The organism is Mesorhizobium ciceri WSM4083, from assembly GCF_000519305.1.
GTDB classification, from domain to species: domain Bacteria; phylum Pseudomonadota; class Alphaproteobacteria; order Rhizobiales; family Rhizobiaceae; genus Mesorhizobium; species Mesorhizobium ciceri_B.
On record NZ_JAFG01000008.1, the window covers coordinates 234,991 to 251,926 of the forward strand.

Here is a 16,936-nt window from a genome sequence, read left to right on the forward strand (position 1 = left end):
GCGCGCGCTGGGCAACGTCAATGCCGGTCGTCAGAGGCAATCAATGTGGCGCTTCTTCGACGGGCAGCGCCTCGATGATCACAAAGGCTTGAGCGAGCGGGAAATCATCCGTGATGGTGAGGTGGATTGCCGCCCGGTGGCCCTTTGGCAGGATTTTGTCCAGCCTCGCCTGCGCTCCTCCAGTCAGCGCCATGGTCGGCGCGCCGCTGGGCAGGTTGACGACACCCATGTCGCGCCAGAACACCCCCTGCGCCAGACCGGTGCCCAGCGCCTTGGCGCAGGCCTCCTTGGCAGCGAAACGCTTGGCATAGGAGGCCGCGCGGGCGCGTCGATTGTCCGAACGCGCCTGTTCGATCTCGGTGTAGATTCTCTGGATGAAGCGCTGGCCGTGACGCTCCAGTGACTTCTCGATACGTCTGATGTCGATCAGGTCGCTGCCGATGCCGATGATCATCGCGCAGTGGAACCGATGCTTGCGCCGGGATGGGACGATTGCGCATGCCGGCTTGCGCGCTCGGCCAGACGTTTGCGCCGCTGTTCGCGGAAAGCGTTCATGCCCCAGCGCGTGATGGCGTAGAACAGCAGCCCGAAGGCGAGCCCTAGCGGAACCGCGCCGATCAGCATCGGTTCAAGGACCGGTTTCCACAGTTGCGCGAAAGAGAGGTTGTGCAGCATCTCACCCAGATGTGCCGGCGGCCCATGCGTCGGCAGGCGGTCATGCAGGATGAGCTTGCCCGTTTCCCACGACGCGCCCCATAGCAACGGGAAGGTCAGCGGGTTGCCGAAAAAAACCGCGCCAAGCGCCGCCGCCACCAGATTGCCGGCGATCACCCAGCACAGGATGGCAGCGATGATGAAATGGAACCCGACGGGGAAGAATGAAGCGAAGACACCGGCCGCAACGCCGGCCGCCACCGCATGCGGTGTGGCCTTCAGCCGCAGGATGCGCTTGGAAAAATACTGAAGCGAGCGCGAAAATGAGCGGCGCGGCCAAAGGTAGGTACGCACCCGCTCATAAAGGCCATCAGGCTTGCGGCGTCGAAAAAGCACTCTGTTCCCGTTCCACAGCGCCCGCAACGGCAGCTTCAGCCGGGCGTGGCAGCCACATCTTGCGCTTGACGATCACCCTATGGCAATCGCAAGCATGATATAACGACGCGCTGACAGAAGAACAACCAAGCACCGTCCGTCCGCTGCGCACTCGTTGCCGCCCCTCGGGGTGGTTCTTGCTTCGAACATTGGACATCGCGGCGAATTTAAGGAAACTGGCAGTCGCTTTTTCGAAGAGCACCAGCGCTACGGCAGGTATTCGCTGACCTCGACCAGATTGCCGTCCGGGTCACGGAAATAGACCGACATCATCGGACCGCGGGCCCCGATACGCTCGACCGGGCCGAGTTCCACCGCCACACCATTGGCCGCGAGCCGGGCACGGACCTCATCCAATGGCCGGTCGGTGATCAGGCAGAAATCACCTGATCCTGATGTCGGCGACTTCGCCTTTGGCTCGAAAGTGCGGCCGACCTCATGCACATTGATCTTGTGGGTACCGAAAGCCAGCGCCGTCGGCCGATCCGCCGCGTCGATGCGCTCAAAACCCAGCACGCGCTGGTAAAACTCACAGGTCACTTCCAGCGAAGCGACCGTCAGCACGAAATGATCGATGCCGGCGATCATTTTCGCCTCCCCGGTTTCACACTCGTCAGATGTTGCGGCTGCCGGGCTTGATCGCCGGGATGGCGGCAAGCTCCGGCGGCAGCCGGTCGGCCGGATAGGCCGGGACCTCGTATTCGGCGAGCGCGATCAGCGGCACGCCGACATCAGTCTTGCCGGCCGAACGGTCGATGATGCAGGCCGCGGCCACCACTTCGGCGCCAAGCTCGCGCAGGCACTCGATGGTCTCGCGGATCGACAGGCCGGTGGTGACGATGTCCTCGACGATGACGACACGCGAACCCCTGGCGATCTCGAAGCGGCGCAAGCGGAACTCGCCCCCTTCCCGCTCGACCCAGATCGCCGGCACGCGCAGATGACGCGAGGTCTCATAGGCCGGGATCAGCCCGCCGATCGCCGGGCCGACGACATAGTCGATCTTGCCGGGCACGCCTGCGCGGATCTTCTCCGCCAGCGCCTTGCACAGAAGCTCGGTCTTGTCGGCATGCATGAACACGCGCGCCTTCTGCAGGAAGACCGGACTGCGCAGGCCCGAGGTCAAAATGAAATGCCCTTCCAGAACAGCACCCGCCTCGCGGAAAATGCCCAGCACTTCATCGGTGTTCATGTCTGCCTCTTTTTGATTGACCATGACTTTGTCCGAAACCGGATCATGGTCTAGCCATTGACGCGTCTTGCGTCGCTGACGCTGGAATTGTCCTTGAGCTGCGACAGCAGCCGGTTGAGGTGCTTGAGATCCCAGACTTCGAGATCGATCAGCATTTCGGTGAAGTCGGGCGCAGTGCGCACCATCGACAGCGTATGGATGTTGGCGTCGTTCGAGGCAACCACCTGCGCTATATCGGCGAGTGACCCCGGCGCGTTGATGGCGGTGACCGATACGCGCGCCGGAAAGCGTTCCTTGGTGCGCTCGTCGATGTCCCAGCGCACGTCGATCCAGCGCTCGGGCTGATCGTCGAACGCCTGCAGCGCCGGCGACTGGATCGGATAGATGGTGATGCCGGTGCCCGGCTGGACGATGCCGACGATGCGATCGCCGGGCACTGCCCCTTCCGGCGCGAAGCGCACCGGCAGATCGCCGCGCACGCCGCGGATCGGCACGGCGCCATCGCGCGGCTGGTCCTTGTCCTTGCGCGCGGCGCGACCCGGAATCTGGAACAGCATGCCGGCGGCATTGCGGATTTTCGACCAGCCCTCCTCGCGCGGCTTGGGGACGGCCGTGGTGACGCGCTCATCCTTGTAGTCGGGGAATACCGCCTTCATGACATCGGCGGAGGCGAGTTCGCCACGCCCGACCGAGGCCAGCACATCCTCGATGTCCTTGCGCGCCAGCCTGTGCAGCACCTGCTTCAGGCTCTCCTTGGTGAAGGTCTTGCCGGCACGCTCGAAGGCGCGCTCCAGGATGCGGATGCCGAGACCCGAATATTGCTTGCGGATGGCGTTCTTGGTGGCACGGCGGATGGCCGAGCGCGCCTTGCCGGTGACGACGACCGATTCCCACGCCGCCGGCGGCACCTGCGCCTTGGAGCGGATGATCTCGACCTCATCGCCGTTCTTCAGCTCCGTCATCAGCGGCATGATGCGGCCGTTGACCTTGGCACCGACGCAGGTGTCGCCGACATCGGTGTGCACCGCGTAGGCGAAGTCGATCGGTGTCGCGCCGCGCGGCAGCGCAATCAGCATGCCTTTCGGGGTGAAGCAGAACACCTGGTCCTGGAACAGTTCCAGCTTGGTATTTTCGAGGAAATCTTCCGGATTGTCGCCTTCGGCAAGTTGCTCGATGGTGCGCCGCAGCCAGGCATAGGCGTTGGTCTCCTTCGAAATCGCGTGGGCGGCACCGTTGGTCTTGCCGCCGGTATCCTTGTAGATCGAATGCGCGGCGACGCCGTATTCGGCGATCTTGTTCATCTCTCGGGTGCGGATCTGCAGCTCGACACGCTGGCGCGACGGGCCGACAATGGTGGTGTGGATCGACCGGTAATCGTTCTGCTTCGGCGTCGAGATGTAGTCCTTGAAGCGGCCCGGCACCATCGACCACGCGGTGTGGATGGCGCCGAGCGCCCGGTAACAATCCTCGACCGTGTCGACGACGACGCGGAAGCCGAAAATGTCGGACAACTGCTCGAAGGACAGCGCCTTGGCCTCCATCTTGCGGAACACCGACCACGGCTTCTTCTGCCGGCTCTTCACGCTGGCGTTGATCGCATGCTTCTCGAACAGCGTGGACAGCGCCTTTTCGATGTCCGTCAGCACGCCCTTGTTGCGCTCGAAGATTTCGGCAAGCCGTGCGGTGACGGCGCGATAGGCTTCCGGATTGATGAAGCGGAAGGCGATCTCCTCCAGCTCCTCTCGCATGCCTTGCATGCCCATGCGGCCGGCCAGCGGCGCGTAGATATCCATCGTCTCCTCGGCGATGCGCAGGCGCTTGGCCTCCGGCATGTGGTCGAGGGTGCGCATATTGTGCAAACGGTCGGCGAGCTTGACCAGCAGCACGCGGACATCTTCCGAAATCGCCAGCAGAAGCTTGCGCAGGTTTTCCGCCTGCTCGGCCTTCTTCGAGACGAGATCGAGTTTCTTCAGCTTGGTCAGGCCCTCGACCAGCTTGCCCATTTCGGGGCCGAACAGATCGTCGATCTCGGCCCGTGTGGCGGTCGTGTCCTCGATCGTGTCGTGCAGCAGGGCGACCGCGATCGTCGCCTCGTCCATATGCATCTCGGTGAGGATGGCGGCGACTTCGAGCGGATGCGAGAAATACGGATCGCCGGAAGCGCGTTTCTGGTGGCCATGCTTCTGCATGGCATAGACATAGGCCTTGTTGAGCAACGCCTCGTTGACGTCAGGCTTGTAGCGCTGGACGCGCTCGACAAGCTCATACTGACGCATCATGGGCGGGATCTCGCGGTGCTGAAATGATTGATGCGCCGCACTAGCGTACGGCGCACCCCATAGATAGCCACGAAACTGACTGGACGGAAGTGCCGGAAACGTATTCCAGGCAGGTCCAGAGCGCTGGCTTAGTAGTCGTCGCTCTTTTCCGGCGGCACCAGGCCCTCGATGCCGGCCAAGAGATCTTCCTCGGTCATGCGGTCGAAGGTGATGTTCTCCTCGGCGTCATCGGCGTCGGCGGCAGCAACGGCGGCGCCGGTCTGATCGGCAATCGCCTCGCCGTCGGCCTCGGGCTCGTCGACCTCGACATGCTTCTGCAGCGAATGGATCAGATCTTCCTTGAGGTCGTCGGGCGACAGCGTCTCGTCAGCGATCTCGCGCAGCGCCACGACCGGGTTCTTGTCGTTGTCACGCGGCACGGTGATCGGCGCGCCCTGGCTGATCTGGCGGGCGCGGTGGCCGGCCAAAAGCACCAGCTCGAAGCGGTTGTCGACCTTGTCGATGCAATCTTCAACGGTTACGCGGGCCATGGATTGCCCCTTTCATGCGATGGATTTGATGGAAAACAGGCGCGGTCCATAACCCGAACGCCGCCAAAATACAAGCATCATGGCAATGGCCGGGCTGCAGGGCGCCCAAACCTTCTTTCAAACACCCAATTCGGCAAAACCTGTCTGTGCTTATGTGTTCGGTGTCCGATCACAATTGCTTGCAGTGCCGCACGCGCCCTTGGATTGCCGTGAATCTGGCGCTATCTCGGATGCGTAGAGGTCAGCCGGTTTATTATGAGCCTGACCGAACGTCGCTATCGCATTTCGTTTAGACGGCCGTTTATTTCGAGAAGGAATTTTTCCATGTTCGACCCTCGTGAAAAAATCGCCCTATTCATCGACGGCGCCAATCTCTACGCGACGTCGCGCGCACTCGGCTTCGACATCGACTACCGCAAGCTTCTGTCGAGCTTCCAGAAGCGCGGCTATCTGCTGCGCGCCTATTATTACACGGCACTGGTCGAGGATCAGGAATACTCCTCGATCCGCCCGCTGATCGACTGGCTCGACTATAACGGCTTCAAGGTGGTCACCAAGCCGGCCAAGGAATTCACCGACTCGACCGGTCGCCGCAAGATCAAGGGCAACATGGACATCGAACTTGCGGTCGATGCGCTGCAGCTTGCCGACGTCGTCGACCACTACGTCATCTTTTCCGGCGACGGCGACTTCCGCACGCTGGTCGAGGCGCTGCAGCGGCGTGGCCGCAAGGTGTCGATCGTCTCGACCATGGCCTCGCAGCCGCCGATGATCTCCGACGACCTGCGCCGCCAAGCCGACCATTTCATCGACCTGACGACCTTGAAGAACGAGGTTGGCCGCGATCCGTCCGAGCGCCCGGTGCGCCGGCCCGAGCCGGCCGAAGTCGACGAGGACGATTACTGAGGCGGTCGCCTTGACCGTCCTTTCCGCCTCCGAACCCGGCCGCGATTGCCCGCTTTGCCCGCGGCTGCATGATTTCATCGCCGAATGGCGGCAGCGCGAGCCGTCCTGGTTCAATGCGCCGGTGCCGACTTTTTTACCTCCCGAAGGTGACGCGGCGGTTCAGTTGCTGATCGTCGGGCTGGCGCCTGGCCTTCGCGGTGCCAATCGAACGGGTCGCCCGTTCACCGGCGACTATGCCGGCGACCTGCTCTACTCGACGATGATTTCGCACGGTTTTGCACGCGGCGAATTCAAGGCCCGGCCCGACGACGGATTGGAGCTTGTCGGCACGGCGATCACCAATACGGTGCGCTGCGTGCCGCCGGAGAACAAGCCGGTGGGCGCAGAGATTGCCACGTGCCGGACATTCCTGGTGCCGACAATCGCCAGGTTCCCGAACCTGCGCGCCGTGCTGGCACTGGGATCAATCGCGCACCAGTCGACGGTGCGGGCGCTGGGCGGGCGTGTCGCCGCCTATCCGTTCAAGCATGGCGGGCAGCTGCCGGCCGGCGGCATCACGCTGTTTTCGAGCTATCATTGCTCGCGCTACAACACCAACACCGGCGTGCTGACCGAAGCGATGTTCGTCAGCGTTTTCAGCCAGATAGCGGCGTTCCTGGGCAAGTAGCCACGATAAGCAATCAGCCTCTCCCCTTGACAATAGTCAACCATGGTTTACACTTACCATGATGCAGGTTTTCGAAACCGACACATTTAAACGCTGGCTCGAAGACCTCCGCGACGCGCAAGCAAAAGCCCGCATTGTTCGGCGCATCGACCGGCTGACCGCAGGCAATCCGGGAGACGTCAAGCCCGTTGGCGAGGGCATAAGCGAAATGCGGATCGACAATGGTCCTGGCTATCGCATCTATTTCCTCCAAGCAGGCAGCTTGTGCGTGCTGCTCCTTTGCGGTGGCGACAAAGGAACGCAAAGCAGGGATATCGCAGGCGCAAAAAGACTCGCCAAGGAATGGAAGGACAAGGCAATATGGCAATGAAAGTCACAGCTTTTGACGGCGCCGAATATCTCGACACTCCAGAGGCAATCGAAGCATATCTGGCAGCGACGTGCGAAGATGGCACCGCAGCGGAGATTGCTCATGCGCTTGGCGTCATTGCACGTGCGCAGAACATGACGAGACTTGCCGAGAAAGCCGGTATGACGCGACAGGCTCTCTACAAGGCCCTGAGCGGCGAAGGGAATCCCGAATTCGCAACGATCATGAAAGTGGCCGAAGCGCTTGGTCTGAAACTGACCTTCGTGAGCGCGCAGGCCGGACGGAACGCTGCGTAACACGGATCAGCGCGCCGATATGTGGTTCTCCATCTCGCCAGTGGAATTCGTCTGATCAAGGCGCCGCAAACAGTTCGGCTAGTTTTTCCTGCCCACCCTGCAGCACATTCAGATCGACATCGCCATTGATGCCGTCGACGCGCCCCCTGTTGTGGTACTGCCAGTAGACCCAGTCGTCGCGATCCGGCTCCAGAAGCAAGGAGCGAAGCCAGAGCGGACGGGCAGCAATGCGCCCGGCATAGGCTTCCGCTGCATCGTCGGTCAGATAGACAATCGCAGGCTTGCCGAACGCTGCCTCGACAGGAGCGAGGAACGCGGCCAGTTCGGCTTTCAATTGTTCGGGCGTCGGCCGCTGCGGGCAATTGCCGCCGAATTCGATGTCGACCACCGGCGGCAGCAGCGGCTGATCGTGTGGCACAACCGAGATGAAATTCTTCGCCTGGTCGGCGCCAGGCCGGCAAAAAGTGAAAAAGTGATAGGCGCCAACGGCGATTCCGGCGGCGCGGGCCTCTTCCAGATTCCGCGCGAAGGCATCGTCGACATGGTCGCCGCCTTCGGTCGCCTTGATGACGGCAAAGGCGACATCGTCGGCGGCTACGCGCCGCCAATCGATCCGGCCCTGATGATGGGAGACATCGATGCCCCTGACCGGATATTTATCTCGGTCCGGCGAGAATGTGCGGAAATAGAGATAGCCGCCTGCTGCAACGAAACATACCATGACCAGGCTGACCAAACCAAAGAGGACAATCCGGTTCTTCAAGACTATCCTCTTCGGCGTTTCGTCCGCTTCGCGAACCGCTCCTCACCCACGCTCTTTTAACAGCCGGCCCTTCTCGCGCGACCAGTCGCGCTGCTTCTCGGATTCGCGCTTGTCGTGCAGTTTCTTGCCACGGCCGACAGCGAGCAGCAGCTTGGCGCGGCCCTGGTCGTTGAAATAGATTTTCAGCGGCACCAGCGTCATTCCTTCGCGGTCGACGCTTTGCGACAGTTTCGCCATCTCGCGCTTGTTGAGCAGCAGCTTGCGGCGGCGCCGCGGCTCGTGGTTGAAGCGGTTGGCCTGCAGATATTCCGGCAGATAGGAGTTTATCAGCCAGATCTCGCCGCCCTCGACCGAGGCATAGCTGTCCTGGATGTTGGCTTGGCCCTGGCGCAGCGACTTGACCTCGGTGCCGGTCAGCACCAGACCGGCCTCGACCGTGTCGAGCACCTCGTAGGAAAACCGCGCCTTGCGGTTTTCCGAAACGGTCTTGTTGTTGGGATCGGCTTTTCTGACCTGGTTCATGATGCTTAGAGTCCGTTTCGAAACTCGCTCCTGCGAGTCAGATGATGGTGTCATCGAGAACCGGAGCGGAGCGTACATATAGTACGCGAGCACCGGAAGCGCAGGTGACGCCTTCAGATGGCCGCAGGAGTAGAGTTTCCAAACGGGCTCGCTAATTAATCAAGCCGGCGTGCTTCATAGCCGCATCGATCTTGTCGGCAGTCGACTGTTCGATCGTCACCAGCGGCGAGCGCAGCACGTTTTCGACCTTGCCCAGCTTCGACAGCGCATATTTCGCCCCGGAAACGCCGGGCTCGAGGAAGATTGCCTTGTGCAGCGGCAGCAGACGGTCCTGCAGATCCAGCGCCTTGGCGCTGTCGCCGGCAAGCGTTGCCTCCTGGAATTCGGCGCAGAGCCGCGGCGCAACGTTCGACGTCACTGAAATGCAGCCGACGCCGCCATGCGCGTTGAAGCCGAGCGCCGAAGCGTCCTCGCCCGAGAGCTGGATGAAATCCTTGCCGCACGTGGCGCGCTGCTCGGAGACCCGTTCGACCTTGCCGGTGGCATCCTTGACGCCGACGATGTTCTTGAAGTCGTGCACGAGCCGGCCCATCGTCTCCGGCATCATGTCAATCACCGAGCGCGGCGGGATGTTGTAGATGATGATCGGCAGCTTGGTCGCCCTGGCGACCGCCGCGAAGTGCTCGTAAAGGCCGCGCTGTGTCGGCCTGTTGTAGTAGGGCGTGACGACGAGGGCGGCATCGGCGCCGGCCTTCTCGGCATACTGCACGAGGCCGACGGCTTCCTCGGTGTTGTTGGAACCGGCGCCGGCAACGACCGGAACGCGTCCCTTGGCAACCTCGATGCACACCTTGACGACCTGGCGGTGCTCGTCATGCGACAACGTCGGCGATTCGCCGGTGGTGCCCACGGGAACCAGTCCCGTCGTGCCCTCGCCGAGCTGCCATTCGACGAACGCGCGAAAGGCTTTCTCGTCGAAACGCCCGCTCTTTTCGAACGGTGTCACGAGCGCAGTAAGCGAGCCTCTCAGCATATCGTCCAACTCCTTGGCACTTCTGGTGTTTTGTGTCGGTGTTTGTGGTCGCGCCTTCTAACCGAAAGCGAAGCGGCGCACCATAGTCTCGACACGGTTACGCGGCAAGCATCGCCATGGTGCCAGCAAGCGCAATTCGAACGGCCTCGCTAACTCTTTGTTTACGGGCTCTTCACGACCTAAGTTTAGGCTTCGAGGCATCTTCGCCAGCTTGTGGAATGCCAGGACAAGGAAAGACTTAAGGATCATGCCGGGCGGTCGGCCTCACGTTTTCGCGCTGCTTGGCGCCACGCTCGCGCTGATGCCGGGCATGGCGATCAGCGGTAGCGTGGACGTACGGGTCACCTCAGCCATTCCGATTGCAGGCGCGGCAATTGCGCTGCCAGACCTGCAGGACAGGACGCGACAGGCGCCCTTGCCCGACGTCGCCCCCCTGAAAAGCGGGCTGGATGCGTTGGCGGCGGGCGATACTCCCCGCGCTCGTGGCGTGCGCGATGCCCTTCCGGCTCAGTCGCTCGACCAGCATATCCTTGCCTGGGCGATCGCGCTTTATGGCGGCGACAAGGTTCCGAGCGGCGATATCACTGCCGCGGCCAAGATGCTGCCCAACTGGCCGGGGACCGTCGCCCTGCGCAAGAACAGCGAGCGCGCACTCTATGGCGAGAACCCTGCCCCCGACATCGTTGTCAGGGCGTTCGATGGCAGCCAGCCGCAGACATTCGAAGGCGTGATGGTTCTCGCCCGCGCTTATGTGGCGTCGGGCAATACCAAAGCGGCGCTTTCCGTGCTGTCGCCCTTCTGGCGCACCGCGATCCTGGAGGCCAAGGACGAGGCGGCGCTGATCAAGGAATTCGGCAGCCTGATCCCGGCCGCCGACCACCGCTTTCGCATGGAGCGCATGTTCTATGCCGACCGTGCGAATTCCGCCCTGCGTGTCGCCGGCCTTGCCGGTGCCCAGCAGCTCGCCGATGCATGGGCGGCGGCCGACAAAGGCGACAAGAACGCGCCCAAGCTGCTGAAGGCCGTGCCCGCGACGCAACGTTCGGCCGGCTACTTCTTCGCGCAGGCCGAATATCTGCGCAAGCAGGAGGATTTTGCCGGCGCCGCCGCCATTGTGATGCAGGCGCCAACGAACCGCGAAGCTCTGGTCGATCCGGATGCCTGGTGGGTCGAGCGCCGGGTGCTGTCGCGCGAACTGGTCGACCAGGGCGACATGAAGACCGCGTACAAGATCGTCGCCACACACGCCGCCGAAAGTGCCACCAATGCTGCGGACGCCGAATTCCACGCCGGCTGGTACGCGCTGCGTGGGCTGAACGACCCCAAGCTTGCCGCAACGCATTTCGCTCGCATCGCCGACCTTGCCCAAGGGCCGATGACGCTGTCGCGCGCTTATTACTGGCTCGGCCGTGCCGCCGAAGTCGGCGGCCCGGGCAACGCCAAGGATTATTTTGCGCGCGCTGCTGCCTACGGCACGACATTTTACGGCCAGCTTGCCGCCGAACGTGTCGGCCGGCAGGCGCTCAACATCGTCTATCCCTCGCCAAGTGCAGCCGACCGGCAGAATTTTGCCGGCCGCGAGGCAGTCAGCGCCATCAAGCGGCTGCAGGAGGCGGGCTACGACCGCTATGCCGAGACGCTTTATCGCGACCTTGCCGGGCAGTTGACCAGTCCGGGCGAACTGGCGCTGCTCGCTGTCCTTGCCGAAAAGCAAGGCAACCATTTCATGGCGCTGAAAATCGGCAAGATCGCCGGGGCGCGCGGCATCGATGTCGGTGCCTTGTCGCATCCGCTCGGCGTCATTCCCGATTCGGCTGACATTTCCGGCTCGGGCAAGGCGCTGGCCTATGCGATCGCCCGCCAGGAAAGCGAATTCAACATCGGCGCCGTATCCAGCGCCGGCGCGCGCGGGCTGCTGCAGCTGATGCCGGGAACAGCAAGGCAACTGGCGAAGAAGGCCGGGCTGCAGTTTTCGCAAACACGGCTGACCACTGATGCCGGTTACAATGCGACGCTTGGTTCGGCCTTCCTCGGCGAACAGCTCGACCGCTTCAACGGCTCTTACGTGCTGACCTTCGCCGGCTACAATGCCGGCCCCAACCGCGCCAGCCAGTGGGTGGCCAGATATGGCGACCCGCGCGGCAAGGACATCGACGCGGTCGTCGACTGGATCGAGCGGATTCCCTACACGGAAACAAGAAGTTACGTTCAGCGCGTGATGGAGAATTACGAGGTCTACAAGATGCGGATTTCCGGCAAATACGACATTGTCGGGGATCTGGTGAACGGGCGGGGTTGACCGACAACAAGGCAACCGCTTCGCCGAAGCTGCCAATCTCCCCCCTTGCGGGGGAGATGCCTGGCAAGGCAGAGGGGGGTGCGCAGGATCGCCGACCTTTGAGTTAACCCGTCGTTCCGATGTAAACTAACCAGAATCGCGGCTCCAACAGATTGATGGCTTGGAGGGACAGCACCCCCCTCTGGCCTGCCGGCCATCTCCCCCGCAAGTGGGGAGATTGGGCAGCTTCGGTGTCGCGCCTTCTATTTGACCATTCATGCCCTCACCTGTAGCTGTCCAGATCGGTACAGCGAGGTCGAGCATTCCAATGTCGAGCAACGAGGGTTTTTTCGACTTCTTCTACGCCGCACCGGACGGGTTAAAACTCCATGCGCGGGTCTATGGCGAGGCCAATACCGGCCCTTGGCCTGTCATCTGCCTGCCAGGCCTGACTCGCAATGCTCGGGATTTTCATGAGCTCGCACTCCATCTTTCGACGCGAGCTGCGATTCCGCGAAAAGTCATTGCCTTCGACTACCGCGGGCGCGGGCTGTCGGCTTACGACACTGACGTCAAAAACTACAATGTCGGCATTGAAGCTGGCGACATCCTGGCCGGGCTGGCGGCGCTGAACATCGGGGAAGCGGCCTTCATCGGCACCTCGCGCGGGGGATTGATCATCCATGTGCTCGGGATGATGCGGCCATCGGTCCTGAAAGCCATTGTTTTCAACGACATCGGACCGGTGATCGAGACGACCGGACTTGCACATATCCAGTCTTACCTCGAGCGCGACCCGGCACCGAAAACCCTCACACAGGCGACCGCCGCCCAGCGCAGCGTGCATGGCGAAGACTTCTCCGCCCTTGCCGACGCCGATTGGGATCGGATGGTATGGGCTCTCTACCGCGAAACGGATGGTGGGTTGGTGCCGGATTTCGATCCGAAGCTGGTGGATACCGTTGCGAGCCTCGATCTGACGCAGAAGCTGCCTGATCTATGGCCCCAATTCGAGGCGTTGGCCGCCATCCCGTTGCTCGCCATACGTGGCGCCAATTCGAGATTGCTGTCCATAGATACGCTCAAGCAGATGAGAGAGCGCCATTCCATGATGGAGGCGATCACTGTCGAGGGCCAGGGCCACGCGCCGTTCCTCGAGACTGGCAGCCTACCGGGCTACATAGCCGCCTTTCTCGATCAAGCCGAGCGGAAGAAAATCCCGAAGTAAATCCCATGACCAAACAAGGTCACGGGATAGCTACGATAGTATAGGCAGAATTCTTCAGCCTACTTGGCTTTTGAGCTTTTCCGAGTCGCTTTCGGCGACTCCTTTGCCGTGGCTGCCTCGCCCCTCTGTTTTCGCTCTGCCGAAGAAGTCGTCATAACGGGTGATGAAAACACAGAGCCTTCCGTGCTGCCAGCCGGCTGAGTCGATCGAGGTGTCTCCAGCACGATGACACAGCCATCGAGATCGTTGGTGGCCAGATGCGCGTAGCGCATCGTCATCGACAGCGTCTGGTGGCCGAGCCACATCTGCACGCGCCTGATGTCGATGCCGCCCTGGACAAGACGCGAGGCGCAGGTATGGCGCAGTATGTGCGGCACCACCTGATCGTCGGCGCCGAGGCCGACTTCGGCCTTCGCGTCGTTCCAGATGGCACGGAACTGTGCCTGGCTGAGCTTGGTGAACGGTCCTTTTGGCCGGCGACCCTCGGTGGGAGGCAGCTTGATGACCTCCTTGACCCGCTCGGTCATTGGAATGGTGCGGCTGCGGCCGGATTTGGTGATCCAGAAGGAGACGCGATGCTCCTGGATATCGTTCCAGATCAGCCCGAGCGCCTCGCCGAGACGGCATCCGGTGTCGACCAGGAAGACGGAAAGCCTGTAGGCATCCTCGTTGCGGTTCTTGATGGCGGCGAACAGGCGCGCCTCTTCGTCCCTTTCGAGGAAGCGAATCCGACCCGCCCGCTCCTTCTGGCGGCGGAACTCGGGCAGGCTGTGGATATCTCCCATCTTGTGAGCCTTGCGCAGCAGTTTGCTGAGGGCAGCCATCTTTCGATTGATGGTTGCGTTGCTGTTGCCGCGCTGGCGCAAGGTGCCGATAAGGTTGTCCAGGGTACTTTGGTCAAAGGCGCTGAAACGCTCCCCAAGGAGGATCTCGTCTATTTCGCCGATGAACGAGCTGACATTATACTTATGCCGCCCATCATCCCATAATATGTCCCGATATGCTGAAAAAAGATCTCCGACCCGATGCGATTTTACTTCTCTAATCTTGTTGTAGGTGTATCGAATCTTCGGACTTTGAGAAGAAAACATCGAAAAATGATCAGAGGACTCGCCCTCTTGAATCGCTTCGTTCGTCATCATTTGCCACACCCCCGAGTGGGATAGGTCAGCCCTACCCGCTTGGAAGCGTCCTTTCAAGAGATTTTAATCACGCAGTTGTGATTTCATCCGCCCATCAGCGGATCCCACGAAACCACCCCACGGATTTATTCAGCTACCGTTACCCCCATCCTTCCGTTTGCCTTAATCCAGTCACGAAACAAAAACAGCCCGGGCGTTTGCGCGCCCGGGCTGGATTTCACCTGTAAGGAACCAGCCCTTAGAACGAGCGCTGGAAGCGGAGCACGCCGCCGATGCCGTCGTAGCTTTCGTGCCAGTCGCTATCAGCGGCGTTCACGTAGTCAACTTCGCCGGTGATGGTGAAGCCGGGAACGATGTCGTAGGCAATGTTGGCCGCGAGGCCGAACTTCTTGCCGTCGTCATAAGAGGCCTGCACGTTAAACGAGGTCTTCTCGTTGAACTTGTAGCTGCCACCACCCCAGATCGCCCAGCTTCCGTCCCACAGCTTGAAGAAGTTGTGGCCCGTGTTCGGATCCAGGAAGTCGTCGTCACTTCCGTAGCCGGCCATCAAGAACAGCGACAGTTCGTTGGTAGCGTTCACATCCAAGCGAGCCTTGCCGGCCCATGCTTCGTAGTTGCTGTCATAAGCAGCAACCGCGGTGATGGCGCCCCAGCCCTGCGTGTACTTCACACCGCCGACGACATGCGGAACGTAGCTATCGATCGTATCGTCGCCAGACCCTTCTTCGAGCGAGACCACCGCCGAGAAGCCGTTGCCAGCATCGAAGTAGTACTGGATGACATTGGTGTCGAACGTGCCGTAGGGAACCAGCGTATCCTGGATGACGTTGCCGGCGTAACCGACGAACGTATCGAAGGCCGATTCGTCTTTACCAACGCGGAGACCACCAAGCTGAATCCAGGCGAAGTTCAGCGAGATGCCCGAATTGCGAGCCTGCCAGTTGTCTGGATCCGTCGGGCCGTCGGTAGCATAGTCACCTGACGTGTTGCCGAAGTTGAAGCGCGTCTCGGTGTAGGTCTTCAAGGTGCCGAGTTCGGTTTCCTGGCCGGTCCAGGTCTTCAGTGCGAAGCGAGCCTGCTTCCAGTAGGTGTCGTTGGTGTCACCGTCCAGGTGATCCGGAACGTTGTTGACGCCGTCGAAAGAAGCCGCGTCGCCCGCGCCGATGTCGTAGCGGACATAGCCGCCGATGCGCAGGCAGGTTTCGGTGCCGGGGATGTAGAAGTAGCCAGCGCCGTAGACGTCGCAAATCTTGACGTATTCAGCGGGTTCCGGCTCGGCGACGACGACGGCGTCGGCGGCGCGCGCACCGGAAACTGCGATCAGGGCCGCAGCGGAGCCGAGGAGAAGGCTCTTNATGTTCATTTTCTGACCTCCAGTCAGAATCGAATGAAATTGCGGAAGCTGCCGCCCGCTTGGTTGGGGTAACGATCTGTTATTACTATACTTTTTTGGAAAATCGTGTGATTTTCGGCGAGCCTGCGGCCATCACCAAAGGCGTTTGTTGGCGAAAGCGTGCCCTGAACCGGATTTGAGATAACGCTCGAATGAAGCTGCCTTGGCCTGATTCGAGAAGGCCATATAGGTGACGATCCGCCATGGTAGGAATTTGGACGTATGGCTGGATTTTCCCGAATTGTGCTCAGCAAGCCGTCGTTTCAGGTCCGACGTCATGCCGACATAACGCCCGCCTTCCGCAACCTCGCTCTCGAGAAGATACACATACCACATGAGCCAGCCCCTCCTTGCCAATGCGAGAGGGTATCCTGCTTGGCCGAAGGGCAGCTGCCAACCCTGTTTTTGCAAGAAATTCAGGTGCTTGAGCCCTCCTTCGCTACGGCTTCGGAGGGCATCCTGCTTCGCGCGGAGGTCGGGACTTGTCCTGCGAAGCGCGCAGCGCGAAGCAGGATGGCGGAGAGGATGGGATTCGAACCCACGAGAAGCTTTTGACCTCTACTCCCTTAGCAGGGGAGCGCCTTCGACCACTCGGCCACCTCTCCGTTGCGCCGCTGGATAAAGAAAAGCGCCGGCACAATCAACAAGCCCGCATCATTATATGCAAAAATAAGAAGGCGGCGAACCGCGATCTTCCAGGGATGTGGCGGTTCTGCGGTTGTTTCCCGGCTAGCGACTCGGGAAGTCGCCATGATTCCGTCGGCCCATCGCCGGATTCGGCGGCAAACAAGGGGGTTGCGGCGGCCTGATGGTTAACGAGAGCTTTCTGAGTGAGGCCAAATCGTGTCATTTGTGCAACAACGCCGGGGGATAGCAGCCAGGCAGCCCTTTCACCGGTACGATCGTGGTTGAACGCCGCCGCCTCATGGGTAATGTCGATTTCGAAGGAGCGGCGCGGTGCGCATCTTTTTCGGTAGTGGGGATGGGGCAGGGAACGCTGTCCTTCAGCAAAGAATACCCAGACCCGTTTTTTAACTTTTGACTGGAGGTCAGAAAATGAACATTAAGAGCCTTCTCCTCGGCTCCGCTGCGGCCCTGATCGCAGTTTCCGGTGCGCGCGCCGCCGACGCCGTCGTCGTCGCCGAGCCGGAACCCGCTGAATACGTCAAGATTTGCGACGTCTACGGCGCTGGCTACTTCTACATCCCCGGCACCGAAACCTGCCTGCGCATCGGCGGCTATGTCCGC

Annotated in this window: 19 protein-coding genes and 1 tRNA gene; 7 read left to right on the plus strand and 13 right to left on the minus strand. The window is 61.2% G+C overall.

Annotated features, from left to right (window positions below; translation table 11 throughout):
• Nucleotides 1–40 precede the first annotated feature (40 nt).
• From acpS to rpoZ, 6 genes are all read right to left on the minus strand, one after another.
• Nucleotides 41–454, minus strand: coding sequence for a holo-ACP synthase (gene acpS, locus MESCI2_RS0119475; RefSeq protein ID WP_027038035.1), 414 nt, complete (start codon nt 452–454; stop codon nt 41–43).
• A complete protein-coding gene (locus MESCI2_RS0119480) occupies nt 451–1,050 on the minus strand; it encodes a DUF2062 domain-containing protein (protein WP_027038036.1) in 600 nt (199 codons plus the stop codon). Before MESCI2_RS0119480 ends, acpS begins: the two co-directional genes overlap by 4 nt.
• Nucleotides 1,051–1,296: 246 nt before the next feature.
• Nucleotides 1,297–1,677, minus strand: coding sequence for a VOC family protein (locus MESCI2_RS0119485; RefSeq protein WP_027038037.1), 381 nt, complete (start codon nt 1,675–1,677; stop codon nt 1,297–1,299).
• A gap of 25 nt (nt 1,678–1,702) precedes the next feature.
• A complete protein-coding gene (gene pyrE, locus MESCI2_RS0119490; RefSeq protein WP_027038038.1) occupies nt 1,703–2,281 on the minus strand; it encodes an orotate phosphoribosyltransferase in 579 nt (192 codons plus the stop codon).
• Between the two features lie 50 nt (nt 2,282–2,331).
• Nucleotides 2,332–4,560 (minus strand): RelA/SpoT family protein, encoded by a 2,229-nt coding sequence (locus MESCI2_RS0119495; protein WP_027038039.1) that lies wholly within the window; start codon nt 4,558–4,560, stop codon nt 2,332–2,334.
• A 128-nt stretch (nt 4,561–4,688) separates the two neighbouring features.
• Nucleotides 4,689–5,090 (minus strand): DNA-directed RNA polymerase subunit omega, encoded by a 402-nt coding sequence (gene rpoZ / locus MESCI2_RS0119500; RefSeq protein WP_027038040.1) that lies wholly within the window; start codon nt 5,088–5,090, stop codon nt 4,689–4,691.
• 324 nt (nt 5,091–5,414) lie between these two features.
• Here rpoZ and MESCI2_RS0119505 point away from each other — a divergent pair, with 324 nt between their 5' ends.
• The 4 genes from MESCI2_RS0119505 to MESCI2_RS0119520 are packed head-to-tail and all read left to right on the plus strand — an operon-like array spanning nt 5,415 to nt 7,329.
• Nucleotides 5,415–5,996 (plus strand): NYN domain-containing protein, encoded by a 582-nt coding sequence (locus tag MESCI2_RS0119505; RefSeq protein ID WP_027038041.1) that lies wholly within the window; start codon nt 5,415–5,417, stop codon nt 5,994–5,996.
• 10 nt (nt 5,997–6,006) lie between these two features.
• Nucleotides 6,007–6,663, plus strand: a complete 657-nt coding sequence (locus MESCI2_RS0119510) for a uracil-DNA glycosylase (RefSeq protein ID WP_027038042.1) — start codon at nt 6,007–6,009, stop codon at nt 6,661–6,663.
• 58 nt (nt 6,664–6,721) lie between these two features.
• On the plus strand, nt 6,722–7,033 hold the full coding sequence (locus MESCI2_RS0119515; protein WP_027038043.1) for a type II toxin-antitoxin system RelE/ParE family toxin: 312 nt from the start codon (nt 6,722–6,724) through the stop codon (nt 7,031–7,033).
• Nucleotides 7,024–7,329, plus strand: a complete 306-nt coding sequence (locus MESCI2_RS0119520; RefSeq protein ID WP_023812859.1) for an addiction module antidote protein — start codon at nt 7,024–7,026, stop codon at nt 7,327–7,329. The genes MESCI2_RS0119515 and MESCI2_RS0119520 overlap by 10 nt, the downstream gene beginning before the upstream one ends.
• Nucleotides 7,330–7,384: 55 nt before the next feature.
• Here MESCI2_RS0119520 and MESCI2_RS0119525 read toward each other — a convergent pair whose 3' ends face one another.
• The 3 genes from MESCI2_RS0119525 to dapA all read right to left on the minus strand — a co-directional run bounded on the left by MESCI2_RS0119525 (nt 7,385) and on the right by dapA (nt 9,647).
• Complete coding sequence (locus tag MESCI2_RS0119525) at nt 7,385–8,092, minus strand: glycoside hydrolase family 25 protein (RefSeq protein ID WP_027038044.1); 708 nt, start codon at nt 8,090–8,092, stop codon at nt 7,385–7,387.
• Between the two features lie 42 nt (nt 8,093–8,134).
• Nucleotides 8,135–8,614, minus strand: coding sequence for an SsrA-binding protein SmpB (smpB, locus tag MESCI2_RS0119530; protein WP_013532594.1), 480 nt, complete (start codon nt 8,612–8,614; stop codon nt 8,135–8,137).
• 151 nt (nt 8,615–8,765) lie between these two features.
• Nucleotides 8,766–9,647, minus strand: coding sequence for a 4-hydroxy-tetrahydrodipicolinate synthase (dapA, locus tag MESCI2_RS0119535; RefSeq protein WP_027038045.1), 882 nt, complete (start codon nt 9,645–9,647; stop codon nt 8,766–8,768).
• 247 nt (nt 9,648–9,894) lie between these two features.
• On the opposite strand from dapA, the gene MESCI2_RS0119540 reads away from it, so the two are divergent.
• Together MESCI2_RS0119540 and MESCI2_RS0119545 are read left to right on the plus strand one after the other, a co-directional pair.
• Complete coding sequence (locus tag MESCI2_RS0119540) at nt 9,895–11,946, plus strand: lytic transglycosylase domain-containing protein (RefSeq protein ID WP_027038046.1); 2,052 nt, start codon at nt 9,895–9,897, stop codon at nt 11,944–11,946.
• 307 nt (nt 11,947–12,253) lie between these two features.
• Nucleotides 12,254–13,153 carry an alpha/beta fold hydrolase gene (locus MESCI2_RS0119545; protein WP_027038047.1) on the plus strand — a complete coding sequence of 300 codons (900 nt, stop codon included), beginning with the start codon at nt 12,254–12,256 and terminating at the stop codon, nt 13,151–13,153.
• A 59-nt stretch (nt 13,154–13,212) separates the two neighbouring features.
• Here MESCI2_RS0119545 and MESCI2_RS0119550 read toward each other — a convergent pair whose 3' ends face one another.
• From MESCI2_RS0119550 to MESCI2_RS0119565, 4 genes are all read right to left on the minus strand, one after another.
• Nucleotides 13,213–14,295 carry a tyrosine-type recombinase/integrase gene (locus MESCI2_RS0119550; protein WP_024503077.1) on the minus strand — a complete coding sequence of 361 codons (1,083 nt, stop codon included), beginning with the start codon at nt 14,293–14,295 and terminating at the stop codon, nt 13,213–13,215.
• Between the two features lie 238 nt (nt 14,296–14,533).
• Complete coding sequence (locus MESCI2_RS0119555) at nt 14,534–15,658, minus strand: porin (RefSeq protein ID WP_027038048.1); 1,125 nt, start codon at nt 15,656–15,658, stop codon at nt 14,534–14,536.
• Nucleotides 15,659–15,781: 123 nt separating this feature from the next.
• Nucleotides 15,782–16,024 carry a GIY-YIG nuclease family protein gene (locus tag MESCI2_RS0119560; protein ID WP_027038049.1) on the minus strand — a complete coding sequence of 81 codons (243 nt, stop codon included), beginning with the start codon at nt 16,022–16,024 and terminating at the stop codon, nt 15,782–15,784.
• A gap of 178 nt (nt 16,025–16,202) precedes the next feature.
• A tRNA-Ser gene (locus tag MESCI2_RS0119565) sits at nt 16,203–16,293 on the minus strand.
• Nucleotides 16,294–16,744: 451 nt separating this feature from the next.
• On the opposite strand from MESCI2_RS0119565, the gene MESCI2_RS0119570 reads away from it, so the two are divergent.
• Nucleotides 16,745–16,936: porin (locus tag MESCI2_RS0119570; protein WP_027038050.1), on the plus strand; the 192-nt coding region annotated here is incomplete at its 3' end.